The organism is Gammaproteobacteria bacterium, assembly GCA_028819075.1.
Taxonomy (GTDB): Bacteria; Gemmatimonadota; Gemmatimonadetes; order Longimicrobiales; family Gaopeijiaceae; genus BD2-11.
This window is the reverse complement of record JAPPMM010000028.1, coordinates 1-26,466: the sequence shown is the minus strand read 5'-3', so window position 1 is coordinate 26,466 and position 26,466 is coordinate 1. Positions and strand designations below refer to the sequence as shown.

Here is a 26,466-nt window from a genome sequence, read left to right as displayed (position 1 = left end):
CCTACGTTGACCCTGTCCGACAGGCTAACCAACGCTATGCCCGGGAGGCACTCCATGAAGCTCACACGACGCGACGCGATCAAGGTATCGGGGACGGCCGTCGCCGGCCTTTCCATGGGGGTGGTGAAGCCCGACCGGGTCCTTGCGCAGGAAGCTCAGGAGTTCCCGGATCGGCTGGTGGAGGGCGAGATCCGCACACGCGCCGATCTGCCGCTGAATGCCGACGGCTCCGCCCCCGAGCATCCCCCTGGATCCGCCGGCCCCATCGACGGCGTCATCTACCGTTATACCGGGGGCGAGGCGCCCGACACCGACCTCGACTACCGCACCGCCAGCATCCGCATCGCCGCGAGCCGGCTGTCCCGGCTGCACGGCACCCTGCGCTACGACGACCTGGCGGACCTGCCCCGGCACTCCATGGTGACGCTGCTCCAGTGCGGCGCGCCCCGGCCCACCGGCATCGCCAAGTGGACCGGCGTCCGTTTCAACGACGTCCTGGACATGATCGGCCTGGCGCCCACGGCGCACTACTGCCGCATCATCTCGCACGACGGCTACTATACGGACGAGGAAGTCCCCACCATGCGTCATCGCCAGACGATGCTCGTATGGATGCTCAACGATGAGCCGCTGCCCCCCGTGAACGGCGCTCCGTTCCGTCTGGTGATCCCGTTCCGCTACGGGGGCCGCAGCGTGAAGGCCGTTCAGGAGATCACCTTCGGTTCGCCGTCGCTGCCGTTCCGCGAGGTGCCGACGCGGGGAGCCTGACGCGACGCGGGTCGGCATCGGCGTCTCTGCCGGAACGCGGCATGCTGCAAACCGGTGAGGGACGATCGGCATCGCATCGTGTCCTTCCTGGTCCATGCGGCCGGGGCTGGCGCGTTGCTCACGGTTTGCTATGTTGCGTTCCGGATCGGATTATCAGGACGTGTACGACACTTCCTGAGCCGGGTGCGACAGTTTCAGACATCATCACGCAAGTAACCGGGTTTCCCCTGCAGGGAGAGAGAGGATGAGAATCGACGTGAAGTGGCGACGCGAGGGAGGCGTTGCGATCGCTTCGGTGCTGGGCCGAATCGACAACGCGAGCGCGGACGAGTTCCGAAGTCTTGTCGAGGAAGGCCTGAGCACGGACGACGATTTCCTGATTGTGGACATGGAGAAGGTCGCGTTCATGAGCAGCGCCGGCCTCAGGGCATGCCTGATCCTGGCCAGGAAGGTCGGGCGCGGGAAGTTCGCCCTTTGCTCCCTCACCCAATTGAATCGCGAGGTCGTGGCCATCAGCGGATTCGACCAGTTGATCCCCGTGCACGAGTCACAGGCCGCCGCCATCGACGCGGTCGGCGGCTCCTGACCGCGCGTCTGAACCGACCCGATGAATGTTTTTCACGTTCCAGGGAGAACCAAGCAATGAGCGAACAGAGGGCGATCACCATCAAGCGCTCCGTCGACTTCAACATCGTGGGCGAGAACATTCTCGACATCGCGGATTTCGCGGTCGAGAAATATGAGTTCCGGAACGACACCAATCTGGCCCCGGAGGTGCGCAAGGCCGCGACCGAGGCGATCCGCGCGGCTCTCTGGGCACGAGTCGAAGAACTGAAGCTCAAGCGCAAGCAGATTCTGGCCGGCATGTTCGAGTTGGCCGACGAAACCGCAAAGCGGGTCGTGGAGGGCGGTTAGACCAGGCCGTCGTCGAGCAATTGCCGGAAGTGGTCGACGATTGATTCCGCCGCCGGGCGGAAGGTCATTCCGAGAGCGTCTCTCGCGTATCGATTGTCGAACCTCAGCGGATGGCCGACGTTGCGCCTCGCCACGGCCTGCGGGATTCGCCGCCGGGGCGCGAGCATCAGCGCAACCACTTTGGACACGGTTTGACGGGGGAATGGATAGCCGTCGCCGAAGTGACTGCGCAGAATCGAAGCGATTTCGATCAGGCTCAGCGTCTCACTGACCATAATGTGGCGGCCTCGGGCCTCCGGGATCAATCCGGCGCGCAGGTGACCCTCCGCGACGTCGCGCACATCCACGATGGCGTATTCGAGCTCGGGGGCGCCGAAGCGATAGTAGCCGTTTCCGAGGTCGCGCATGATCAGGACGCCCTCGGCGCTCGTGTTGCGGTCAAGGCCCGGTCCGAGCACCAGGCCGGGGTTTACGGCTACCAGATCCCACCGGTCCTGTCCGTCCGCCATCTCCCATGCCAGCCGCTCCGCCAGCGTCTTGGAGTAGGAATAGGGCTGGTGTTGCACATTGCTGGTTGTGTTCCAATGGCTCTCGTCGAATCGGTCGGCCCGGGTTTCCGCGAGATCCGCCGCGTCGCCGTAGACGGCCACGATACTTGAGGTGAGCACCACGCGCCGGACGGAGGGAGTCCGGTTCGCGGCTTCCAGGACGTGGCGGGTGCCGCGGACAGCCGGCTGCACAAGGTCGCCTTCGGGATCCACCACGTCGCGCACGATAAGCGGCGAGGCCGTGTGGAAGACGATGCGGCAGCCCGCCATCGCACGGTCGAACCCGCCGGCGTCCAGGAGATCGGCGTCAAACAGGCTCAGCTTTCCGGGACGCCGCCGCGCAACCGCTCTCAGGTGGCCGGTCCTGGCGGGATCCGCCGTGTCGCGCACCGTCGCGTGGACGTCGAAACCGCGTTCGAGCAGCCTCCTGACCAGCCAGGACGCGACGTAGCCGTTTCCGCCCGTGACGAGAACCGGGCCGCGACGCCGGGTGGTTGCCTGGGTCGACATGCTCGGAACATACCGAACCGAGGCTTGACGGAGCAGGATCGGTTGCCTTCTACGAGCCCGGGCACCTGTCGGTTGTCGACCGGGGCTGCGACATTATCTTGTAGTTTTGCGACATTCCACGCGATTCTTGTATTCGAGGTCGTGGACGTCAAACGACGGGCGAGCCCGCAGAGATCGAGCGACGTGCGGGGTCAGCGAGACGTGCGAGGCATCGGGGGATGCGGGAGCTACAATGAACTCAGGCAGTGACAGGTCGAGAGAACCCGTCGCCATCGTCGGATACGCCTACCGGATGCCTGGGGGCATCCGCAGCGATGACGATTTCTGGCGCCTTCTCAGCCAGCGCGAGATCGTTCGGGAGCCGGTAACCGACCGCTACGGCCGGGGCTACCAGCCGATCGGCGGACTCTCGGGTCCGGGACGATTCGGGAGCGCGTACGAGGGTCTGATACGCGACGAGGGGGAGCAGCGGATGGATCGCAGCCTCTTCGGGGTGTCGCGCAATGAAATGGCGTACATGGATCCTCAGATCCGGATGTTGCTTGGCTGCGCCTGGGAGAGTTGCGAGCACGCCGGGTGGGACCTCAAGGGACTCCGCAACAGCTCCACGGGAGTCTTCATCGGGGCGCAGGTCGCATCGACGGCCAACTGGCGGGCGCTGTACGGCACCAACGAGTTCTCCATTCTGAGCATCGACGCCTCGATGCTCGCGAACCGCATCTCCTACCACCTCAACCTCATGGGACCTTCCGTGGCGTGCTCCACGGCTTGCTCGGCGTCCCTGACGGCGTTGCACACGGCGATGAACGCGATTCGGCAGGGCGACTGCGACCGGGCTCTGGTGGGTGCTGCGACGTATCTCGGGTCGGCCCGCTGCAGCGCTTCCTTCAACGCTCTCGGCGTCATCAGTCCCGACGGCAGGTGTCACTCCTTCGATGCCGACGCCAACGGCTACATGCGTGCCGAAGGAGCGTTCATCTTCGCGGTCAAGCCGTTGGAAGCGGCGGAACGGGACGGCGACCACATCTTTGCGGTAGTCGCGGCCACGGCGGTCAACACCGCAGGGACCGCGGACGACGCGGTCGGCTTGGCCCAGGGGCGCTACATCACCGCGCCGACCCGTCATTCGCAGGTCGAATTGATGCGTACGGCCTGTGAGCGCGCGGGGCTGGGCCCTGAGGACTTCGACTATATCGAAGCGCACGCCACCGGCACGGTGGTGGGCGACCGCATCGAGGGGAACGCCATCGCCGAAGCCTTCGGTGGGGTTGAGCGCGAGGTTCCGCTGCGTGTCGCCAGCGTGAAGAGCAACGTGGGGCATCTTGAAGCCGCGGCATTCAGCTGCGCGCTGCTGAAGGTCGTCCTGATGATGGAGCGGCGTACCTTTGCGCCCATTTCGCGGAACTTCCTGGCACCGAATCTGGAGATCGACTTCGACAGCTGCCCGATGCAGGTGCAGACGGCATGCGAACCATTCCCGGACCGTCCGGTCGTAGTCGGGATCAATTCCTTCGGGTTCGGCGGCGCCAACGGACATTGTGTGGTCAGGGAATACCGCCGGGCGCAGCGCGCTGTGTGGTCGGTGCCTCTGGCTCCCGGCGCGGGCTACATGATCCCCCTGTCGGCGCGTACGGCAAACGCCCTGGTGCACAGCGCGCGCAGCATGCTCGGGCTCCTCGACGAGTCGAAAACCGATCTCTACACCCTGGCGGGCAATCTCGGACGACGCCGGAGCCACCTGGCGGCACGTACCGCGTTCGCCGTTCGCGACCGCGACCAGCTTGCCGAGGCGTTGGAGGTCTTTGCGGAGGACCCATCCCCGGCCACCACCGTGGAAGAAGGGGACCGCCGGGTCGCCATGGTCTTCTCGGGGCAGGGTACCCAATGGGCGGGATGCGGGCGAGCGCTCTACGACGCCGACCCTGTCTTCCGCCGGGTGGTCGACGCCATCGAGGAGGAGTGGCGGAAGCACTCCGCCTCCTCCCTGCGCGACGCCTGTTTCTTCGCAAGCCAGGAGGAATTGAACGAAGTCCGGTTGGCCCAGCCCGCGATTTTCATGCTGCAATGCGCCCTGGTGGAGCTGTTGTCGACCTGGGGCGTACACCCGGACTGCGTCGTCGGGCACAGTTCGGGAGAGGTGGCCGCCGCCTACGCCAGCGGCGCGCTTTCCCTTGCCGAGGCCACCCATCTGGTCTACCACCGCGCCACTCTGCAGCAGCGCGTGGCCGGCTCGGGTCGGATGCTGGCGATCGGACTCGACCGGCGGGGCGTGGAGGATCTTCTGGACGAACTCGGCGTCTCGTTCCGTTCCGGCAACCATCGACCCGGCCGGGTTGAAATCGCCTGCGAGAACTCGCCCGCCAACACCGTCATCTGCGGAAAGGGGCCTGCGCTCGAGCCCGTCATGGCCGAACTCGACCGCCGCGGCCTTCAGAATCGGCTGATTCCCGGCAACATCGCCTTTCATTCGCCGGCGATGGACCCTCTCCACGACGATGTCATGACGTCGCTCTCCTTCCTGGATGAGTGCGCGTTCGACTCCGATGTGCCACTTGTGTCCTCGGTCACCGGCAGGGCAACGCAGTGCCTGGACGCCGCGTACTGGTGGTCCAACATCCGGGAGCCGGTCCGCTTCGCTGCCGCCATGGAGACGGTTCGCCGGGACTACCGTCCCGACGTGGTTCTGGAGATCGCACCTCACGGCGCCCTGCAACCGCTCATACGGCAGTGCCTGGAAGGGAGCGCCTCGGCCCCGGACTCTATCCCGACGCTGATGAAGGACGAGGATGTCTGCATGGGCTTCCAGGAAGCGCTCGGCGCGCTCTACAAGGCCGGCGTCCCGCTCGATTTCGCGTCCCAGTATCCGCGTCCCAGACCCGTCCCCCATCTTCTCCCCGGGCATCCTCAGGAACAGACGACCACTCACGACGACCTGGTCGACGACGAGATGTTTGTCCACCGCGGCGAGTACTCCCACGGCCCGCTCGTCGGCCACAGAGTCGCGTGCGACCACATGCTCTTCGAGGCGCGTCTCTCCGAGCGGGATTTTCCGTGGCTGACCGACCATCGGGTGCATCGGGCGCCGATCATCCCGGCCGCCGGCTACATCGAGTTGATTCTGCAGGCCTTCGCTGGCAGTCCGGTGCACATCGAAGAGATGGAGTTCCTGCAGCACACACCCGTCGGCCGGACGCCGGTGAGACTGCAGACGGCCCTCTTTCCGGTGCCCGACGCTCCGGACCAGTTCACCTTCACCATCTCCACCCGCTCCTTCGAGAACGACGACGAAGGCACGCTCCACTGCCGTGGCAGGGTTCGCCGGGTAGATGAAGACCACGCCGTCGACACCCTTCCGACGCTGCAGGAGGTCCTGGCGTCCGACTTCGATCCTTCGCCCCTCGCGACGGGGGAAGACTTCTATGACCAGATCGAAGCAGTCGTGGGGGACGCCTTCGAGTTCGGACCGCATTTCCGCAGCATCCGGCAGATAGAAATGGACTCTGGTTCGACGGATCTGCTGCTGGAGATCGAGGTCGACGGGGAGTTGTGGGCGTCCGGCCGGGAAGAAGGCTATGTCCTGTACCCCCCGCTGACGGACGGCGGGCTGCAGATCTTCCTGCGTTACCTCATGCGCCTGCCGGATTTCTTTTCCATGCCGCAACGGGCATGCGACATCACCTTCCTGCGTCCGCCCACGGGGCCGCGCATCAGTTGCTTCCTGGTCGACACCGGCGATTGGTTCGACGTGGATGAGCGCGGCCAGTACAACAAGCCGCTCGGCGAACTCTATATCGGCCGCCTCAGCTTCTACGATCACGCCACCGGGCAATTGATCGCCCACATCGGAGAATATCATTCATTCAACAGCAACCCCCGGTGGAGCGATGTCCCGGACAGCAAGCACCTCATCCGGTGGCAGCCCAAGTTCCTGCCGGCACGGCCTCCCATCGGCGACGCGCTCCGAGGCGAAGAGGTCGATCCCTCCGACTTGATCGCGGCCCTCGAAGAAGGCACCCTCGGCCACCGGTACGCCTGCCATGTGATCGAGATCGCGGGCCGCTGCGAGCCCGCCGAGGCGATTCTGAACCGGTGTCTGGAACGCCTGTCTTGTCCGGACGCCCAGACCGAGTATTGGCTCCTCGGCGCGGACGAGGAGTACACCCGCGCGCTCTACGACGCCTTCAACCACCACGACGCCGCAATTCGGTTCGACTCGCTCGATCCGTGCTCCGCCGAGGCCCGGGAACTCGAGATGGATTCGGGGCTGTTGCGGCCCGCCGCCGCCGAGCTCGTGCTCCTGCACGCGGAAGCCTGCGGTTTTGGGACCGCGCAGTGGACGCTCGTTCATCGGCTCATGGTCGCCGGCGGTCTTGCGCTCGTCTGCCACGGCGAGGGGGATCCAGTCGAGGCCGGCGCCGGCTGGTCAACGATACACGCGGGGTCACGCACGACGTTGCTGCAGGCCCCCCACGACCTTGTCGACCTGGCGAAGGGAACCGGCGCCGCTGGCGGCAGCGAGACCGCGGACGGTCGCGAAGCAGGGCGGGTGGCCGCTCCCCCGGGCTCCCGCTGGGTGATCGGCGAACCGGGCAGCCTCGCGGCGAACTGGCTCGACCTACTCGACTTGCCGGCTGTGTACCGCGTTCCCTGGTCGACTATCGAGGCAACCGATTCCAGCTGGCTGGACGAATCGCCGGGAGCGGCCGATCTGGAAGCGATCGACTTCTTTGTCGGCCCGGATCCGATAGATCCCACGGGCGAGCGTGCGATCTGGGAATTCGTGGCGTTTCTTCAGGCCCTGGCCCCGTATCGGCTGGAGAGCGCGACCCGTGACTGCCGTCTGACGGTGGTGACGCGCGGCGCGGTCTGTGGCGTGGACGATCCGCGCGGCAGCGCGCTCTGGGGAGCGGTGCGCAGTATCGCCCTGGAACTCCTCGCCGAAGACACCCGGATCGACTTCAGGCTTGTGGACATCGGCTCGGAGGATGACCTGGAGGTCCTGGCCCGCCTCACCCGGTGCGATCTGCGCGAGCGCGAACTGGCGATCAGAGAGGGGCGCCCATGGGTCCCGCGCATCGTCAGCGTGCGGCAGCGCGCCCCGCTCGTGCCAGATGGTGACGAACCTCCGTACCGGCTTCGCCTGGACAATCCCGGCCAGGTGAGCGGGCTCCAGATGACCACGTACGCGCTTCCGCCGCTGGGGCCGTCGGACGTGGAAGTCGAGGTCGGCGCGGCCGCGCTCAACTTTCGCGACGTCATGGTCACGCTCGGGCTTCTGCCGGCCATGGCCTACGAGCGCTCGGCGCTGGGGCGGGAAGTCGGCATCGAGGCCAGCGGGGTGGTTCGGCGCGCAGGCTCCGGGGTCAAGCGCCTGAAGGTCGGGGACGAGGTGGCGGTTACGGTGGGCGGCTGCGTCGCGAACCGCGTCGTGGTGAACGAGCACCTGGCCTTCCTCAAGCCACCCGCACTGGGCATGGAGGAGGCCGCCTCGGCGCTCTCCGTCTATGTGACCGCCTATTACTCGCTGATTCACCTCGCCCGTCTGAGGAAGGGCCAGCGAGTCCTCATCCATTCGGCGATGGGGGGCGTCGGCCAGGCTGCGATCGCCCTGGCCAGGCACGTCGGGGCGGAGATCTACGCCACCGCCGGGAACGAGAGCAAACGTGGCCGGTTGATCGAGATGGGCGTGTGCGGAGCGTTCGATTCGCACAGCCACCAGTGGTATGACGATCTCATGGAGGCCACGGGAGGCGAAGGCGTCGATGTCGTATTGAATTCGCTCGCCGGCCACAACATCGCGCTCTGCCTCGAGTCGCTGCGTCCTTCCGGCTGGCACTGCGAGATCGGCAAGGTCGACATCTACACCGACAACTCTCTCAGCATGCGCGTCTTCCGCAAGAATCTGCGCTTCGCCGCGATCGATGTGGACCGTCTGATGCTCGACGACCCGGTACTGTCGCACGTGCTCTCCCAGGCCTGCGTCGACCTCATGGGCGAGGGCGCGGTCGCGCCTCCCGCGTTGACGTCTTTTCCCTATCGGGACTACGCGAAGGCGCTTCGGCTGATGACGACCGGCCAGCATGAGGGCAAGCTGGTTCTTCAGGCTCCGACCGACCCCGCGGACCGGGGATTCGGCATCACGGACACCCGTCCCTTCCTGGATCCCGACGCAACCTACCTGGTCACTGGTGGCCTGGGTGGCTTCGGTCTCCGCTTCGTGCCCTACCTGATCGCCGCCGGAGCGCGCCATCTGACCCTCATGGACCGCGATCCCGCGCGGCGCCGCGACGTCGAGTGGATCCGCCAGATCACGACGCTGTCCAAGATGGCCCACGACTACGAGATCGACATCGTGCCGGGGGACGTTAGGAACGCGGCGGATGTTCACCGCTGTATCACGGGCCTGGAGCGACCCCTCAAGGGCGTGTTCCACCTCGCTGGAACGCTGGAGGACCGATCTTTCCTGGACACGTCGCCCGATTCGCTGGCAAGGGTGTTTGCGCCCAAGGCCATGGGCGCGCTCAACCTTCATCATGCCACTATCGACCGGGATCTCGACTACTTCGTGCTGTTCTCCTCGATTGCCTCGACCTTCGGCAACCTGGGGCAGATCAACTACAGCGGCGCCAGCAGCTTCCTCGACGGGCTGGCCGCCTGGCGCCGGCGACGCGGCCTCCCCGCCCTCTCCTACAACCTGGGTCCGGTCACCGAGGTCGGGATGGCGGCGCGCAGCCTTCACGTCATGCGCATGATGAGAGCGGCCGGGATGACGACTGTGAGCGCCAATTTCGCGATCGCCAATCTCGACTACGCCCTGCGCACCATGTCCGGGCAGCACCATCTCGTCACCGCGCTGTTCTCCAACCCGCCCTGGTCCGTCGATTCCCCCGACTACATGCGTAATGGACGGCTGGTGAACAATCAGGCGGCGTTCGAGGTGGATGCAGGCGGCGATCTGACCGTCGAGGGAGTCGTCGCCCAGATCTCGGCCAAGGTGGCCGAACTGTGCGGGCACGAGGAGGGAGAGGTGACCGAGCCCCTTTCGAGCTTCGGGCTCACCTCGATCTCGGTGGCGGAGCTGGGCGCGTTCATCCAGACGCAGTACAACCATCAGGTCAGCGCCCTTGAGCTGATGACCACCGCCACGGCCCTTTCGCTCGCGCGGAACATTGTCGAAGGAGCGGGGGCGAACGGGGCGTCCGAGCCAGCCGCCGAACCAGACGCTTCGGTAGCCGAGTCCGGGCGGTCGTCCCACCGGGCGCGGAAGAGAATCTCGCCCTTCGCGAACCGGCTCGAGGATTACTTTCGGAATGATGACTCCTCATCGGCCTCCGATCCGGACGGCGAGTCCCAGACGCCCGCTCGCGCGACCAGGGCTGCCACCGGCTCGAACCGCTGAGCACAATCGACCACATGTCCCACTCGCCCACCAAACGGCATCCCGTCCCGCCACTGGCGGGCACCCTGGCCGCCCGATTGCCAGCGCGACCTTGCGGCTCTGCGCCGCGTTGTTCGCACCACGCTCGAGGACGCCTCGCCGCGAGACGCGGTTTCACCTGCTGATTTCCGCCATGTCCTGGTTACCGGCGCAACCGGATTCGTCGGTCGCTTCCTGCTGCGAGACCTTCTCGCGCACGAATCGGAACTGACGGTCCATTGCGTCGTGCGGGCCGAATCGGCGGAGCGCGGCTTCGAGCGACTGCGCGCCAACATGCAACACGCGGAGACCTGGGACGACGCGTTCACATCGCGAATCCATGTTTACTGCGGTGATGTCTCACAGCCCCGCTTCGGACTTCCGGGAGCCGACTTTGGACGGCTTTGCCGGGAAATCGACGCTGTCTACCACCTTGCGGCCGACCCGAACCTGGTCGCGTCCTACCGGTCCCTCCGCCAGGTGAACGCTCTCGGAGTGCGCGATGTCCTCCGGCTGTGTCTGAGCAACCGCCTCAAGCACCTGTTTCACGTCTCGACCATGGGTGTGTTCCCCGAGTACGTGCACTCCTTTGCCGGCGAATACCGCGACTGTCACATCGGCGACCATGCGCAGCCGGACCTGGGTCGGATGAAGAGGGTGATGCCGCTCGGGTTGCTCGGGTATGCCTGGAGCAAGCTTGTGGCGGAACAGGCCGTCCTGTTCGCGCATCAGGTCGGCTTGCCGGCGGCGGTCTTCCGTTTCGGGCAAACCACCATGGCCTCCACCGGTTACGCCCAGTCGGACACCCCTCCACAGCTTGTCTTCGCGGCGGCGGTCCAGGTCGGAATGATTCCGCAGGGGTTCACCATGCGGGCCACCGACGATCCGGCGGATACGCTGACGCGCATGTGCACCGACATTTCCATGAATGTGAATCGGCGCTTCACTATCTACAGCTGCTGCAACAACGCGCCGTCGTACCGGGCCATGCAGCTCGCGGAGTTCGGCCTCAATTATCCGGAGGTTCCCTACGCCGTTTTCAAGCGCGCCTGCCAGGCGCACGGGGACGCGTCTCCGATGGCCCGCAGCTGGCCCCTGTTCGATCACTTCGCCCCCTATTGGTTTCGGGGCTCCGAAACGGTCCAGACGCTGCCGGTCTCCGACCGGGCCATTCGAGAGGACTGTCGTGGTGACATCAACTGGCCGGGTCCTCTCACCAGGTATGTCCGCTACAACCGCTGGGTCAGGGACCGTGAGGAAGAGTGGCCGCAGGCGATTCCGCAGCTGGGGGTCAGCCTGGACAGCGTGCTGAAGCAGGCCCGGCGATACGCCAGGGACAACGGCGTGTCCTTCGACACCACCTACCCCGAGTGGATGCTGGAGGGATTGGCCCGTCTCGTCGAGGGCTTCAACGCTCCCGAAGCCGGCCTGCTGGCAAAGCGCATCGGGCATTGCGTGTTCGACCTGTGCCGAATACTGCGCAACAACGCCGAACTGGCCGGAGAGCGCATGCGGCTGCCGGAGATCGGGCGGCAGCCAATCGAACAGCCAGTGTTCATCGTGGGCATCAACAGGACGGGCACGACCTTCCTGCACCGTCTATTGGCCCGGGACCGGCGGTTCTGGGCCTTGCGGGCCTACGAATACGTCGAGCCCGTCATTCCGGACGGCGGCTACGCAGCGGTCGTCGGCACTCCCCGGGATCCCCGCCGTATCAAGGCGGCGGACGTATTCGCAGCGGCGAGCATCGTAGATACTCTCGCGGGCCTTCACCATGCCGGGCTCGACGAACCGGAAGAGGATATCCCGATCCTCAGGTTGTCGCTCAAGACATGGGTGTTCGCGACTCGATATCGGTTGCCCGAGTACGAGCGCTGGCTCGAGGAAAGCGGCACCCGCGAGGCCTACCACGTGCATCGCCGCACCATGCAGCACTACAACTATCAGCGCAGGGCCTGTCACCCGGGCCGCCAGGGCCAATGGATCTTCAAGATGCCGACCCATCTAATGGAACTGGGTGCCCTGCTTGAGGCATATCCCGACGCCCTGTTCATTCAGACGCATCGCGAACCCGTCGAATTCATGGGGTCCTGGTGCAGTCTGGTGGAGGGCTTCCGGGCGGACATCAGCGAGCCGCGCCCCCGCAGGGAGCTGAGCGCCGAACAACTGAAAGCGATGAGTCGCATGCTCGACCGTGCCGTGGATTTCCGGGACTCGCACCCCGAACTGGAGGACCGCTGGGTCGATGTCAGCTACTACGATCTGGTACAGGACCCGTTGGGGATCGTAGCCCGCATCTACGACCATTTCGGCTGGTCGCTGGAACCCGGAGCCGTCGATGTCATGGACGCCTGGCTGACGGAACAGGAGGAGCGCCGCCGCACCGAAGAGCGCCATCGGTACGACATCGCCGACTACCGGCTGACGCGCGAGATGGTCGGCGCCGCATTCGCGCGGTACCGGGAGTTCGTTTCCGAGCGAGGCATTCGGGAGTCGCGGCTTTGATCATGCGTAATGCTCTGCTGGTCTACCCCGATTATCCGCCCTCCTACTGGGGTATCAACCACGCCCTGGAGATGCTGGGCGTGAAGGCGGCCTTTCCGCCGCTCGGGCTCCTCACGGTCGCGTCGATGTTTCCACCGGAATACGATCTTCGGGTCGTGGACATGAACGTTTCGGACCTGAAGGACTCCGATCTGGATTGGGCCGATATGGTGTTTACGTCAACCATGATCGTGCAGAGGGAGTCCCTGCGGAAGGTGATCGAGCGCTGCAATCACGCCGGCATTCCCGTGGTCGCGGGAGGGCCCTATCCGACATCATTCCATCAGGAAATCCCGGGAGTCGATCACTTCATTCTGGACGAAGCGGAGGAGATCTTCCCCCGGTTCCTGCGGGATCTCGAACAAGGCAAAGCCAGAGCCATCTATCGCGAGCCGCGGAAACCCGATGTCACCCGGACGCCCGTCCCGCGCTTCGACCTCGTCGACCTCGGGCACTATCACGCCATGTGCGTGCAGTTCTCGCGCGGCTGCCCGTTCGACTGTGAGTTTTGTGACATTACCAAGCTCTATGGCCGCGTGCCCCGCACCAAGACGCCGGAACAGATGGTCGAAGAATTCGAAGCACTCTATCGGCTCGGTTGGCGAGGCTATGTGTTTCTGGTCGACGACAACTTCATCGGCAACAAGCGCGACGCCCTGAACATGCTGCCAGCCATCGCAGAGTGGCAGCGGGCACACAGGTATCCGTTCCAGCTGTTCACTGAAGCGAGCGTGAATCTGGCCCGAATGGACTCGGTGATGGATGCCATGATCGAGGCCGGCTTCAACGGCGTCTTCCTGGGCATCGAGACGCCGAACCCGAAAGCGCTCGCCATCACGAAGAAGCCGCAGAACATCAGCCGGCGCGAGGAGGATTACCTGCTGAAGGCCGTCCGAAAGATCCAGCACAGGGGAATGCAGGTGATGGGCGGGTTCATCCTGGGTCTGGACGGAGACGACGAGCGCGTCTTTGATTCCCAGATCCAGTTCATTCAGGACTCCGGAATTCCCATGGCGCTGGTCGGGTTGCTGACCGCGCTGAAGGGAACGGATCTCTACACCCGGCTGCAATCGGAGAACCGGCTCCTGGACGTCCCCGTCGGTACCAGCGCGACGGCCGTGAACTTCGTGCCGCAGATGGATCCCACGACATTGCTCGAGGGATATCTGCGCGTGATCTCCACAGTCTACGATCCTTCCCTCGAGAACTACTTCGAGCGCTGTCTGACGTTGCTGAAGCACCTGAAACCGCTGCCCCACGTGACCCCGACCGTGAGCAAGAGCGCGCTCTATCTGGGGCTGATGACGGTGCGTCGGCGCCTCCTGCCCAGCCAGATCCCGGCGTACAGCAGGTACATCGCGAAGGTATCAAAGGAACATCCTTCCATGTTGCCGGAGGCTATCCGTCTGGCAGCGCTGGGCCATCACTTCGAGAAATTCACCCGTCAACAGAAGGTGCTCCAGGGGTTCAAGGACTTCCTGGAAGCCGAGTTGGGGGCGTTCCGCGAGGCCGTTTCGCGTGGCGGGACGAATGAGAGAATGGTCGACAGCCGCAGGCAGGCGCTGATGGCCCGCGTGGACTCACGCTATCGGTCGATACCCGACGACTTTCGCTTCGATGCGGATGGCATCGACGATGCCGTGGCATCCTTCCGGTCCGCCGTCGAGGATACCGATGCGCCGACGCCTGCCGGCAGCACCCGCGGTGCGCGATCCGATGCGCTGCCGGTGGTTGGGAAGCTTCCCCGCCGACACTAGGGATCGTTCGGGGGACTCTCTCAGCCGGTCTCGCAGGCCATGTCCTGGCCGCAGCACATCGGCGACTTCACCATGCCGTGATCGTCCGGGCACCTGGAGACGTGCACCGAAGAGCCGTCGTCGCGGTTGAGAACGCCGTGTTCGAGTTCCTGGCCGCATCGGCCGCAGGTCATGGTGCCGATGCTCATTCCGCATGCTTCGCACGTATACGCTGCCATGTCTTCTACCTCAGTTGGGGTGGAACTCGCGCTTTCGTGGCCTGCTCCAGGTCGTATGCGTAGCCCAGTAGCGCCGCCTCGGTCCAGAGGTCTCCGATGAAGGCGAGCACGAAGGGCGTCCCGTCCGCGTAATAGCCGAAGGGCACAGTCACGACGGGAAGCCCAATATCGTTGATGACATTGCTGGGAAGTTCGGGATGATTGTTGGGATTGAAGTCGGGACGCTCCGGATCCTCGACCAGATCGCCGATGGGCGCGCCGGCCTGGGGGAAGAAGAGGCCGTCCAGGTCGTTGTCTTCGAGCACGCTGCGGAACAGAGCGCGGATGTCCGCACGCCAACCCTGGAAGGCGTCGCCCTCCTCGGTGGCGCTGGGGCGTGCCGGGGGTGGGCGCTCGGCGTCCTCGCGGTCGCGGAATGGCTTGCCCGACCGCGCCTCCCACTCCTCGACACTGTGGAACGCCGCCCCGGGACCGAGGCCGCGAAAGTAGTTGAGCATGTCGTAGGCGGAGGCGGAGGGGACGCGCGGGCGCTCCGCGTAGAGTTCGACGAAGCCGGTGCCCGCGAACGGATCCTCCACGGTCGCGGCGCCTCGTTCTTCGATGGTGCCGATGGCCTCGCGGTACATCGCCTCGGTTTCCTCGGCGAGCGGAAGCCAGGTGTCGCGCCAGCCCTCGCCCACCAGCCCGAAGCGCCTGCCGGCCAGGGCGGCCGGGTCGAGGGCGGCGGCATAGCCGTCCTCCGGCATGTTGCCCGACGCGGCGTAGGTGGCCAGGTCCTCCGGGGTGGGCCCGGCGAGCGCGTCCAGGGCGGCGGCGGCGTCCTGCACGGTCTTCGCCATCGGCCCGACCACGTCGGCGTAGCTGCCGTTCAGCGGCACCACGCCCTCGAGCGGCACGAGCCCGTAAGTGGGCTTCACCCCCACGAGCGCCTGCGCCGCAGATGGATTCTGGATCGACCCGCCGGTCTCGGTTCCCAGCCCGAGCACGGCGAAGCTGGCGTTGACGGCCGTGGCGGTGCCGCCGCTCGACCCCCCGGGGACGCGGTTGACGTCGTAGGGGTTCAGTGTGACCCCGGCCACCGAGCTCTCGGTGCGGGTGCCGTGTCCGGCGAAGTCGGGCAGGTTGGTCTTTCCCAGAATGACGGCGCCCGCTTCATGCAGGCGGGTCACGACTGCGGCATCGTCGTCGGGGATCATGTCCACGCCGCCGGTGGCCGCGCTGAAGCCGTCGTAGCCGGCGGTGGTGACCCGGCCCGCCTGGTCGATGTTGTCCTTGATCACCACCGGCACCCCGTGCAGCGGGCCGCGCGGGCCGGTCGAAGCGTACTCGCGGTCCAGGGCGGCGGCGGTCGGCAGCGCATCCGGGTTCATGGAGATGAACGCGTTGTAGAGGTCCTCGAAGCGCTCGATGCGGCCCAGGAACGCCTGCGTGAGTTGAACGGCGTTGTAGCGGCCTTCCGCATAGTCGGCCTGGATCTGCTCGGCGGTGAGCTCGACGACGTCGATGTCGGGCGCGTCCTCCAGGACGGGCGCGGCTTCGGGAGCTTCACAGGCCGTCGAGAGGAGCAGCAGCCCGATGGCCGCCAGCCGGCATCGCGTACTGACATCGCGGCGCCCGCGCCCGGCGACCTTTGTCGTCACGCTACCGGACCCGCGCATCGCGCACCTCGATCGCCACGCCCTCCGGGCACAGAGGCTCCGCGGCGAGGGTCGCCCGCAACACGACCCGATCGCCCGCCGCAATCCCGTCGGTGTTCCCCTCCAGGGTGTAGAGCCGATCGTCGCCGTTGCGCAGGGTGGGGCAGGCCAGTCCTTCGTCGGTGATCTCTCCGTCGACCCGGAACACCCCGTCTTCGTCGGCCACGTGAAACTCGTGCGAGGTCGAGAAGGGCCGCTGGTCGAAGCCCGCCAGAAAGAAGAAGTGCTTGAGGTCGGGCGTGGCCCAGTCCGGCAGGCGCACGGTCGCCGACAGCAGCCCGTTCGCGTCCGTTTCTTCCTGCGTGAGCAGTTGGTGGTTCCCGCCGAGTGCGCCGAAGCCGATGTAGACGGCCGCGTAGGGCAGCCGGTCCATGGACACGGTCACTTCCTCCCCTGGACGGGCCGCGGCGGGCACCGCTTCGGGACGACGTTCCTGGGTCATCCTGCTTCGCTCCATCATCATTCTCCAGAGTCGGCGACTCGCTGGAATCGCATGTCGTAGACGCGCCCCTGCCGGATGCTGAAGGCTGCCGCGCGTCCGTCGGCGCCCAGATCGAAGCGGATGCGCCCCAGGCCGCCCGCGTTGAACGCATCCTGGTAGACCGGCTCCAGTTCGAAGACGGCGTCGGGTCTCCGCTTTGCCACCAGGTGGTCGCCCTCTACTGCCACCACCAAGGTGGTTTCGGCGTCGTCACTGTGGAAGGTGCCCACGTACGCATCGAGCTGCCCGGCGGCCGGCGCGAACTCATCGACCGGCTCGTAGGTGTTGTCGTAGTACTCTCCGGTGTACTCGTCGATCGTCGGTCGCGCACCGTCGGCAGCCGCCGCGAAGACGAGACGGCGCTCGCTCGCCCCCACCTGGAACTCGCTCGCGGAGTGCGCGACCAGGCGCTGGTTCCCGACCCGCAGCGCGCCGTCCTCCACGGTGATGCGCAGCGGATCGCCGGTGTCCACTTCGCGGTAGAGCCCGGTCTTGCCCTCCAGGTCCCCGGCCGAAAGCGACATCCCCTCGCCCGGCTCCGGGTCGGGGGACGCCGCGTCGCCCAGGAAAACGCGCGCTACCTGCCCGCCCAGCGCGCCCGGGTTGGCGTTGCCCACGTTGCACAGGATGGCGATAGACAGTTGCTGGTCGGGATAACGGCCAATGAAGCCCCGATATCCGGCGGTCGATCCGGTGTGCGTGATCGAGGGCACGCCCGCGAAATCCCGAAGCTGGAGCCCTCCGGCGTAGGAGATCGTCCGACCATCGTTCAGGACGGCCCGGTCATGCATCATGCGCACGAACTCCTCCCCGCCCAGACGCCCGTCCGTGAGCGCCGCGTTCCAGGTCTGCAGGTCGCCCACCGTGCTCAGGATGCCTCCGTTGCCATGCACATACTCGATGGGCCGGTTGATGAGGAACCCGTCGTCGGACGCGGAATAGGCGGTGCTGCGCCGCGGAACCAGGCGCCGGTAGTCGTCGCGCCACTGCGTATCGCTCATCCCCAGGGGCTCGAAGATGCGCTCACGGGAAAACTCGGCGAAGGGCATCCCGCTCACCCGGTCCACGACCACTGCGAGCAGGTTGTAGCCGGTGTTGCTGTACGAGTACTCATGGCCGGGCTCGAAGTTGAGCGCGCTCTGGCGGCTCACGATGTCGAGCACGTGCGCGTGCCGGTGCGAGCGTGCACCGCGCCCCCAGCCGGAGATCGAGGCCACCGAACCCCAGTCGCGCATCCCGCTGGTGTGCGTCATGAGGCGGCGCAGGGTGACCGGCGTGCCGTAGTCGCGCACCTCCGGGATGTACGTGCGCACGTCGTCGTCGAGGGAGAGCTTCCCGTCGAGCGCCAGCAGGACCACGGCCGCCGAGGTGAACTGCTTGGCCAGCGAACCCCCCTCGAAGATCGTGGACGGCGTGTTGGGGATGTCGTGCTCCAGGTCCGCCATGCCCCACGCCCGCGAAAGCAGGGAGCTGCCCGCCTGGGACACCGAAAGCGCGCATCCCGGGCTCCCGGAGGAGTCCCACTGGGCGAAGATCTCGTCGACGCGGGCGGTCGCGTCCGACGGCGGCTCCACGCACGCGGCAGCCATTCCCGCCGCGTAGAGCAGCGATGCAAGGATGGGAAGGGGGGGCGGTGCTCTCATCGTCGAACTCCTCCGGCTGGACGCGCCATCTGCCCGGGATAGTGCCGAAAGGCGCGCGCTGCGTCAAAGTGCGCCGTGGGGGCAGACACCCCTCCGGCGGCTGGCCGTCTCGTCCGTCGGATACAAGATTGCCAAGGAGGTGCGGCGAGCCGATCTCCACCCCGATGCTGCACCGCGACCCGAGTCCGCAGGCCCCTGGAGGAGTTGCCGGATGACGCACGCAAGCCCACCACCACGATCGTCCACGGACCATCGCACCGGCTTCGCACGGATGCCGGTCAGGCGGAGCACCGGAGATCTGAATCCCGGCAGGAAATCACGTAAGTCTAATCAGGGCTGCACGATCTGCGTTCCCTGCCGTTTCTCTGGACCTTGCTGGACCGACCGGCGAGGGCGGGAAAATCGGAGCTGAATGGCGGGACTCCCGCGCCCGCGCCGCCTCTTCGCCGAAGGTTCCCGCGGCCCGTGCCGCCCATGTTGCGGAAAGCGTCGGATCGTTCGGGGGCACGGGTGCCGCCGCGACGGACTCGGAGCCCGCCTACGGGGCTTTCGGAGGCGTTTCAGGCGTCCTGAGCCGGTCGTGGAGTCGCGGGCAAGCGAAGATCTCCGATCTCCGAGGGGTAGAGGGGGCAGTGACCCGGCGGCGGCCAGAGAGCGCCGCCGTGCCGGGCTGGCAGGACGGAAGTATCGCGAATCAAGGCAAGAAGTCACGTAAGTTCAATGGGGACTGCACGATCTGCCCTTCTTGCCGATGAGCTCGAATCGGAGTTTACAGTGTTGAATCGGTCGGAAAGCCCTGTGGAATGGCGGGAGTCCAAGATTGACACGGCAAGGCCCCGGCGGCGTCAGCCGAACGCGCGCCGCAGCACGGACTCGTAGATGCGGTCGCCGAACCACTTGCGGATGAACATCAGGGGACGCGCCGTCGCGCCCTTCGCGTACCGTCGCCGCGGGCGGGCGGCGGTCGCGGCCTCGACGAACACTTGGGCGAGCACCTTGGCGTCGGTCCCGCGGCTCGCGGCCTTGGGGTCGGACGCCAGCGCCAAGAACCGGTCGAGACCGGCCTTGTAGGCGCTGTCCGCATAGTACTTCTGTAAGCTCCCTCCCGCCACATCGCCGAAATCGGTCCGGATGACGCCAGGCTGGATGAGGACGACCTGGATGTTGAAGGGCGCGGTCTCGATGCGAAGGCAGTCCGACCATCCTTCGAGCGCGTGCTTGGTTGCGTGGTACCAAGCCCCGAAGGGCGTGAAGATCCGGCCGCCCATCGAGGAGGTGTTGACGATCCGGCCCGCGCCTTGCGCCCGCATGTGCGGCAGGACGAGCTGGGTGAGATGGGCGAGACCGAACAGGTTCACCTCGAACTGGTATCTGGCATCTTCGAGTGGGATGTCCTCGACCGTGCCGAACAGGCCGTAGCCCGCGTTGTTGATGAGAACGTCGATGCGTCCCTCGGCGTCGACGATCCGGCGCACGGTCCGTTCGTTGTCCCCGCCCTTCGAGACGTCCATCTCGACCGGGGTGATACCGTGTTCGGACAGGTCCCCCATGCGGTCGGCCCGGCGAGCGGCAGCGTAGACGGTATGGCCCCCGCGGGCCAAGAGGATCGCCGCCTCGCGGCCCATGCCGGAGGAGGCTCCGGTGACGAGTATGACCTTGCCCAAGTCGCTGCTCCTTCTATCGCTTTTGGCTGAAGACATTCACGCGGGAGCATCTGCCGCAAACCATCCGTCGGCTGGCTCCCGCCGGGGTGGTCCACCCAATGTAATGGGGGCCTACCCGTGTTGGTATGCTGACGGGGTCGATTGCCAGGCTCGTCGCCATGTTCGATGCCTTGGCTCGGTTGAGAGACGGCGGTCTCGCTCGCGCGGCGGCGAATCTGCGGCCCGGAACGATTCTTGCTATATTGCGTGTCTCTCAAACGGTTTGGCCGAAAGCGGAAGACACATGAAATCCGGTCGAGTGACATGGCTGCCGAGTCGGCGAGGCGGTTCGCGGCTGGTTATTTTGCTTGCCGTCGTGTTGTCGGCGCTTTCCTGCCATGACGACGCACCGGAGCCGCTGAGTCCGTTCACCGAGACGGTCCCCTCGGCGCAGGCCAGCCTCGCGGAGCCCGACCGCGCGGCGCTTGTGGAGTTCTATCATGCGACCGGGGGCGACCAGTGGCGGCGGCGCGGCGGCTGGCTTTCGGACGACCCGATCGGCACATGGCACGGCGTGAGGGTCGAGGGCGGCCGGGTGGTGCGGCTCGAACTCAACGACAACAACCTGAGGGGACGCCTTCCCAAGGTCGTGGCCGAACTGTCCGGCCTTCGCGTTCTGAGACTGGATCTCAACAGGCTGTGGGGCCGGATTCCGCCCGAGTGGGGCGATCTGTCCGAGCTGCGGGAGTTGGGCCTGCTGTCGAACCTTCTTTCCGGCACCATCCCTTCCGAACTGAAGCGGCTGTCGCGCCTGCAAGTCCTTGAGTTGCGGTACGCGGGCCTTGAGGGTCCGCTACCCGCATGGCTGGGCGAACTGACCGATCTGTACGAACTGGGCCTGTCGGGGAACTACTTCGACAGCCCGATACCGCCGGAGTTGGGCAACCTGCGCAATCTGAGTACGCTGTATCTGTCCGACGCCGAGGTCTGGGGGCCGATACCGCCGGAGCTCGGCAACCTGTCGAAGCTCCGGGACCTGTCTCTCACCGACAACCATTTCTCCGGCCCGATTCCGCCTGAGCTGGGGAGGCTCGCCGGTCTCCGGAGGCTCTTCCTGTCGAGATCGAACCTGAGCGGCCCGATTCCCTCCGAGTTGGGGAATCTGACGGATCTCGATGTCCTGTGGCTGGACGACAACAACCTGGCCGGGCCGATCCCGGAGGCACTCGACAACCTCGTGAACCTCAAGTATCTGTTTCTGTCCCTGAACCGGTTGAGCGGCAACCTGCCGCCCGGGATCGGCGGCTGGCCGAAGTTGGAGTATCTGCACCTTGAGAGGAACGGATTCGAAGGCGGCGTTCCGCCCGAGTGGGGCGGGCTTTCGAGTCTCCGCGAGCTGTTGCTGGGAGGGAACCCCGAGTTGGCGGGAGAACTCCCGAGCGGGTTGACGCGCCTGAACCTGGACTGGCTGGATACCGACGGCTCGGCCCTCTGCTCCCCGAAGACCCCCGAGTTCGCGGACTGGTTGAGCCGTATCGCGATTCAATCGGCGAAGCCGTGCGGACAGGGCGACCTCGATGCCTATCTCATCCAAGCGACGCAGTCGCGGAGCGGCCTGGTTCCGCTCATTGCCGGCCGGAAGGCGCTCTTGCGGGCGTTCGTGACGGCGGCGGACGCCGTCGAGCGTTTCCCGGACGTGCGGGCGCACTTCTACCTGAACGGCGCGCCGGCGCATGTCCTGGACGTTCCGGGGAAGCCGGGTCCGGTTCCGGTCGAAGTGGACGAGAGCGATGCCGCGATGTCCGTCAACGCGATGGTGCCGGGTTGGGTGATTCAGCCGGGCTTGGAGATGGTGATCGAGGTCGATCCGAACGGGGAGGTGGCCGACAGCGTCGCCATGGCGCGCCGGATTCCGGGGGAGGGCCGTATCGAGGTGAACGTGACCGAGATGCCGGCAATGGAGTTGACGTTGATCCCGTGGGTGTGGCCCAGGGACCCCGAGGAGGAGATCCTGGACCTCATGCGGGACATCTCGGCGGAGTCGGAGGTGTTCTGGGCTACGAGAACGCTTCTGCCGGTGGACGAGATCGACCTGACGGTTCACGAGCCGGTGTTCACGTCGACGAACTCCGGTTTCGAGATTCCCTACGAGGTGAAGGCGATCCGGGCCATCGAGGGCGGGTCGGGATACTATATGGCTCTCACGTCGCAGGTGGACCGCGACAATGGCGTCGCCGGCGTGGCCCTGCGTGGCGGCTGGTCCGCATGGTCGGTGTTTCAGGGCGGAACCATCGCGCATGAGCTCGGCCACAACCTGAGCTTGGGCCACGCGCCCTGTGGCACCTCTGGCGACCCCCGGTACCCTCAGGCGGACGGGTCGGTGGGCACCTTCGGGTTCGATTTCGATACCGGGATGGAGTCGGTCGTCCATCCCAGGACCAGGGACTTCATGAGCTACTGCAACCCGGCATGGGTCGGGGCGTGGCATTTCGAAGAGATGGTCCGTCACCGCCAGAGGCAGGAAGGCGCGGGGGCCGAGGCGGGCGGCGCGGCTCAATCGAAGGCGCTGCTCTTATGGGGAGGGCGCGACGCAAGGGACGGGCTCTTCCTGAAACCGGCGTTCTGGGTGGACGCGCCGTATGCGCCACCGCCCTCCGGCGGCTCATACGAGTTGAAGGGGTGGTCGTCGTCGGGCGAGCAATTGTTCTCCGTGCGCTTCGGCATGGTCGAGTCGGAGGACGGGGACGGGCGCGCGGGCTTCGCGTTCGCGCTCCCCGCGCGTGCGGAGTGGAGCGACTTGGCGGAGGTTGCCCTGCGCGGGCCGGGCGCGTTGGCGGTGCTGAACGAAGACACCGACCGTCCCTCGGTCATTCTGAGGGACGCGGCGACCGGCCGGGTGCGGGCCATGCTCATCGACGCCCCGGCGGCGGCCATGGCCGCGAGCGCCGATGGCGCCGCTTCCTCCCTGGCGGATGGCGCCCGTCTCGTGGCGGCACGCAGTGACGGGCTGCCGGACCCCGCCGATTGGCGGCCCATGGACGCGGGCGCGAGTTCGGCCGCGGGCGACTCCGGCACGGTGGCCTCGATCACGGTCGCGCCCGCACTGGCGACGGTGGCCGTGGGGGATACGGTGCGCCTCGCGGCGACCGCGCTGGACGCCGACAGTTCGGAGGTGGATGGCGTCGAGTTCGAGTGGCATTCCGGCGATACGCTGGTGGCGGCAGTGGACCAAGCAGGCTTGGTCGCGGCGCTCGGCGAGGGTTCGACCGTTGTCACGGCAACGGCGCGCGGCGTGTCGGGCGCGGCCGAGGTGCGGGCGGAGCAACGCCCGATGTCCATCGTGTTGACGCCCGAGGCCGCAACGATCGAGGCGGGCGACACGGTGCGTTTCGCGGCGACGGCGTTCGACGTCCACGGCTCGCCCATGGAGAACGTCGACTTCGAGTGGGCCGCAAGCGACACGTCGGTGGCTTGGGCCGGCCGTTCCGGGCTTGTCTTCGGCTGGAGCGCCGGAAGCGCCACCGTCTCGGTTCGCACCGACCGCGGCGTCTCGGCCTCCGCCACCGTGGCGGTGGAGGGGGAGTTGGAGGGGGAACGGCTGGCCTTGTCGCGTCTTTACGCTCGCTTGCGGGGGTGGGAGTGGCGCGAAAGCGGCAACTGGCTCACGGACGCGCCGCTCGCCGATTGGCATGGGATCACCACGCATCAGGGAAGCGGCAAGGTCTCCGGCGTGGACCTTCGGGCGAACGGCCTGAGAGGGCAGTTGGGTCCCGAACTGGGAGAGCTGACCGAACTGGAACGCCTCGAACTCGGATCCAACGCCATCCGGGGCCACATACCGCCGGAGATTTATGGGCTCGACCGACTCTGGCTGTTGGATCTTGGTGGGTTGGGCCTCACCGGTCGTCTATCGCCGGGGATCGGGAACCTCTCCCGGCTCATTCTGCTGAACTTGGACGGCAATGGGCTGTCGGGGTCCATCCCGCCGACGATCGGCCAACTGACGGGCTTGATCAGCTTGGGTCTCGCGTACAACGCCTTCGAGGGACCGATCCCGCAGCGAATCCTGGACATCGGGGATCTCGCGTCGCTCAATCTGGAAGGCAACCGGTTGAGCGGCGAAATCCCGGCGGGGCTGGGCGAACTCCGGAACCTCCAGTCGCTCGAACTGTCGCGCAACCTGCTGACCGGCGAACTGCCGCCAAGCCTCGGCAGGCTCGAACGCCTGCGGGAAATGGGCGTGGCGGACAACCGGCTGGCGGGCGAACTGCCGCCCGAACTCGGCGGGCTTCGGGCGATCGAACGGATCGCCCTGGAAAACAACCCCATGCTGCGGGGTGCCCTGCCGTCGGCCTGGGTCGAGAGGAGCCAGACGCTGGACTTGACGGTTGGAGGCACGGAGGTGTGTGCTCCCCGGCACCCGGGGGCCGTGGGCTGGCTGCGCATGAACGACCTGACGTTCATTCCGGTGTGCGCCGGGGGGGAAGCCGCGTTCGCGTATCTCGTGCAGGCCGTCCAGTCGCGGCAGTATCCGACCCCGCTCGTCGCGGGCGAGGACGCGCTGCTGAGGGTCTTCATGTCCACCGACGGCCACGCGGACATGCCGCGGGTCAGGGCCACCTTCCACGCGGACGGTCGGATCGTGCACACGGCCGACATCCCGGCGGGCGAAGCGCGCATTCCGCCGGAGATCGACGAGGGGGACCTGTCGAAGTCGGCCAACGCGGTCGTTCCGGGAGAAGTCGTGCAACCCGGCCTCGAAATGGTGATCGAAATCGATCCGGACGGCACCCTGGACGAGGGGCTCGGCATCCCCGGCCGGATTCCGGCCGAGGGCCGGGCTCCGGTCGACGTGCGCGCGGTTCCGGCGCTCGATCTCACGGCGATCCCCTTCCTGCAGGCCGACAACCCGGACTCCACATTGCTGGAGCGGGCGGGCGCGCTCGAAGCCGACACCAGCGTATTTGGGCTGGCGGACGAGCTTCTGCCGGTCGGCGAACTCGCCGTGACGCTGCACGAGCCCGTTTTGACCACCTCGGAGTTCGCCGGAAACCTGCTGCACGAAACGGAACTCATTCGCGTCGTCGAGGGCGGGGACGGCTACTTCATGGGCCTCTTCGGCCACATTCGCTCTGGCGTCATCGGAGAAGCCTCCTACATCGGAGGCAGGAGCTTCGTGTCCCTCGCGCACGCTGGCGTGATCGCTCACGAACTCGGACACGCGATGAACTTGCGGCATACGTCGTGTGGGGTTGGCGGCGACGATCCGAACTATCCCTGGCGGGACGGAAGGACGGGCTCGTGGGGATACGACTTCGCCACGGGCGCGTTGGTGCCGCCGGAAGCCACCGACGTCATGGGATACTGCGGCCGGCAGTGGATCAGCGGCTATCACTTCTCGATCGCGCTTGACCACCGCCTGCGCACCGAGGCGGCAACGGCACCCCCCGCGGTGGCGGGACCGGCGCTGCTCGTCTGGGGTGGCGTCGATGCCGACGGCCAGCCCTTCCTCAAGCCGGCGTTCGTCGTGAACGCGCCGCCCACCCTGCCCGCTCCGGGCGGCGACCACCGGTTGACCGTCCTCGCGCGCGACGGAAGGACGCTGTTCTCGGTCAGCTTCGACATGCCCGAGACCTCGCATCTGGACGGAGCATCGTCGTTCGTATTCGCCATCCCCGCGCCCGAGGGTTGGGCGGGCGCCATCGAGCGCATCATGCTCGACGGACCCGGCGGGGCCGCCGCCCTGGACCCGGAGACCAGCGCGCCCGCCATCATCGTCCGGGATCCGGCCGATGGGCGCGTGCTCGGCCTGCTCGCCGATCCGCCGCCCGCCCTGCTGCCATCCGCGGACGGCCGGGGGAACTCGCCGTTCTCGGGCTTGGACATCGCCGTCAGCGGCGGGCTGCCCGAGGTGTGGCAGGAGCGACGTTGACCGAGCCGCTCCCGACCAGACGGGACGCCTTTGGGGGGTCGAAGGAGGAGCGGAGCCAACCCTCGCCAGAGCTTCCGTGTTATACACGGGGACACCATTTGTCAACGCTGTTGAAGGCGGGGCTGTAACCCCGCGTCGGAGGGCCGGAAGGGCTGGGCAGTGTGCTGCCGGACGGGTTGGTGAGTGTTGGCTGTGTTTCGGGCTGGAGAGCACGGGGAAGGTGCTCGGAGGCACGGTCGACGCCAACCTTGCCCAGGAGTGCCAAGGGGAGCACAGCCTCCCCTCGGCAACCGCTACCGGGTTCGAAGGGCCGGAGTCCCTCGCCAGCCGCGATGTTCAACATCGCGTGTGCTGTATGTGGACGCCCCCGGTTGGGCAAGCGTGGATTCAGAA

General features: G+C 66.5%; 13 protein-coding genes. 7 read left to right on the top strand and 6 right to left on the bottom strand.

What is annotated here, in order from left to right; all coding sequences use genetic code 11:
* Window positions 1–54: 54 nt before the first annotated feature.
* From OXU32_06380 to OXU32_06370, 3 genes are all read left to right on the top strand, one after another.
* Complete coding sequence (locus OXU32_06380) at window positions 55–768, top strand: molybdopterin-dependent oxidoreductase (GenBank protein ID MDE0073591.1); 714 nt, start codon at window positions 55–57, stop codon at window positions 766–768.
* 244 nt (window positions 769–1,012) lie between these two features.
* Entirely contained in the window at window positions 1,013–1,354 is a 342-nt protein-coding gene (locus tag OXU32_06375) for an STAS domain-containing protein (GenBank protein MDE0073590.1), read from the top strand.
* A gap of 56 nt (window positions 1,355–1,410) precedes the next feature.
* Window positions 1,411–1,683 carry a hypothetical protein gene (locus tag OXU32_06370; GenBank protein MDE0073589.1) on the top strand — a complete coding sequence of 91 codons (273 nt, stop codon included), beginning with the start codon at window positions 1,411–1,413 and terminating at the stop codon, window positions 1,681–1,683.
* Here OXU32_06370 and OXU32_06365 read toward each other — a convergent pair.
* Window positions 1,680–2,741 (bottom strand): NAD-dependent epimerase/dehydratase family protein, encoded by a 1,062-nt coding sequence (locus tag OXU32_06365; GenBank protein MDE0073588.1) that lies wholly within the window; start codon window positions 2,739–2,741, stop codon window positions 1,680–1,682. The two genes, OXU32_06370 and OXU32_06365, sit on opposite strands and share 4 nt — an antisense overlap.
* A gap of 232 nt (window positions 2,742–2,973) precedes the next feature.
* On the opposite strand from OXU32_06365, the gene OXU32_06360 reads away from it, so the two are divergent.
* From OXU32_06360 to OXU32_06350, 3 genes are all read left to right on the top strand, one after another.
* The gene (locus OXU32_06360; GenBank protein ID MDE0073587.1) at window positions 2,974–10,140 is read left to right on the top strand and encodes an acyltransferase domain-containing protein; all 7,167 of its coding nucleotides are present in this window, start codon (window positions 2,974–2,976) and stop codon (window positions 10,138–10,140) included.
* Between the two features lie 177 nt (window positions 10,141–10,317).
* A complete protein-coding gene (locus OXU32_06355) occupies window positions 10,318–12,663 on the top strand; it encodes an SDR family oxidoreductase (GenBank protein ID MDE0073586.1) in 2,346 nt (781 codons plus the stop codon).
* A 2-nt stretch (window positions 12,664–12,665) separates the two neighbouring features.
* On the top strand, window positions 12,666–14,459 hold the full coding sequence (locus OXU32_06350) for a B12-binding domain-containing radical SAM protein (protein MDE0073585.1): 1,794 nt from the start codon (window positions 12,666–12,668) through the stop codon (window positions 14,457–14,459).
* A 20-nt stretch (window positions 14,460–14,479) separates the two neighbouring features.
* Here the strand turns inward: OXU32_06350 and OXU32_06345 are convergent, their stop codons facing one another.
* From OXU32_06345 to OXU32_06325, 5 genes are all read right to left on the bottom strand, one after another.
* Window positions 14,480–14,647, bottom strand: a complete 168-nt coding sequence (locus OXU32_06345; protein ID MDE0073584.1) for a hypothetical protein — start codon at window positions 14,645–14,647, stop codon at window positions 14,480–14,482.
* 35 nt (window positions 14,648–14,682) lie between these two features.
* Window positions 14,683–16,335: an amidase gene (locus OXU32_06340; GenBank protein ID MDE0073583.1), complete on the bottom strand. Its 1,653-nt coding sequence runs from the start codon at window positions 16,333–16,335 to the stop codon at window positions 14,683–14,685.
* Window positions 16,319–16,816, bottom strand: a complete 498-nt coding sequence (locus tag OXU32_06335; GenBank protein MDE0073582.1) for a hypothetical protein — start codon at window positions 16,814–16,816, stop codon at window positions 16,319–16,321. Before OXU32_06335 ends, OXU32_06340 begins: the two co-directional genes overlap by 17 nt.
* Before the next feature lie 17 nt (window positions 16,817–16,833).
* On the bottom strand, window positions 16,834–18,498 hold the full coding sequence (locus OXU32_06330; protein ID MDE0073581.1) for a serine hydrolase: 1,665 nt from the start codon (window positions 18,496–18,498) through the stop codon (window positions 16,834–16,836).
* Between the two features lie 845 nt (window positions 18,499–19,343).
* Complete coding sequence (locus OXU32_06325; GenBank protein MDE0073580.1) at window positions 19,344–20,162, bottom strand: oxidoreductase; 819 nt, start codon at window positions 20,160–20,162, stop codon at window positions 19,344–19,346.
* 283 nt (window positions 20,163–20,445) lie between these two features.
* Here OXU32_06325 and OXU32_06320 point away from each other — a divergent pair, with 283 nt between their 5' ends.
* On the top strand, window positions 20,446–26,073 hold the full coding sequence (locus OXU32_06320) for an Ig-like domain-containing protein (protein MDE0073579.1): 5,628 nt from the start codon (window positions 20,446–20,448) through the stop codon (window positions 26,071–26,073).
* The last annotated feature ends 393 nt before the right edge of the window (window positions 26,074–26,466 follow it).

Excerpts from the sequence above, each read along its gene's own strand:
- OXU32_06350 (MDE0073585.1), top strand. The coding sequence starts at position 12,666 with ATGCGTAATGCTCTGCTGGTCTACCCCGATTATCCGCCCTCCTACTGG.
- OXU32_06360 (MDE0073587.1), top strand. The coding sequence starts at position 2,974 with ATGAACTCAGGCAGTGACAGGTCGAGAGAACCCGTCGCCATCGTCGGA.
- OXU32_06340 (MDE0073583.1), bottom strand. The coding sequence starts at position 16,335 with ATGCGCGGGTCCGGTAGCGTGACGACAAAGGTCGCCGGGCGCGGGCGC.
- OXU32_06380 (MDE0073591.1), top strand. The coding sequence starts at position 55 with ATGAAGCTCACACGACGCGACGCGATCAAGGTATCGGGGACGGCCGTC.
- OXU32_06375 (MDE0073590.1), top strand. The coding sequence starts at position 1,013 with ATGAGAATCGACGTGAAGTGGCGACGCGAGGGAGGCGTTGCGATCGCT.
- OXU32_06365 (MDE0073588.1), bottom strand. The coding sequence starts at position 2,741 with ATGTCGACCCAGGCAACCACCCGGCGTCGCGGCCCGGTTCTCGTCACG.
- OXU32_06335 (MDE0073582.1), bottom strand. The coding sequence starts at position 16,816 with ATGACCCAGGAACGTCGTCCCGAAGCGGTGCCCGCCGCGGCCCGTCCA.
- OXU32_06330 (MDE0073581.1), bottom strand. The coding sequence starts at position 18,498 with ATGAGAGCACCGCCCCCCCTTCCCATCCTTGCATCGCTGCTCTACGCG.
- OXU32_06370 (MDE0073589.1), top strand. The coding sequence starts at position 1,411 with ATGAGCGAACAGAGGGCGATCACCATCAAGCGCTCCGTCGACTTCAAC.
- OXU32_06320 (MDE0073579.1), top strand. The coding sequence starts at position 20,446 with ATGAAATCCGGTCGAGTGACATGGCTGCCGAGTCGGCGAGGCGGTTCG.
- OXU32_06345 (MDE0073584.1), bottom strand. The coding sequence starts at position 14,647 with ATGAGCATCGGCACCATGACCTGCGGCCGATGCGGCCAGGAACTCGAA.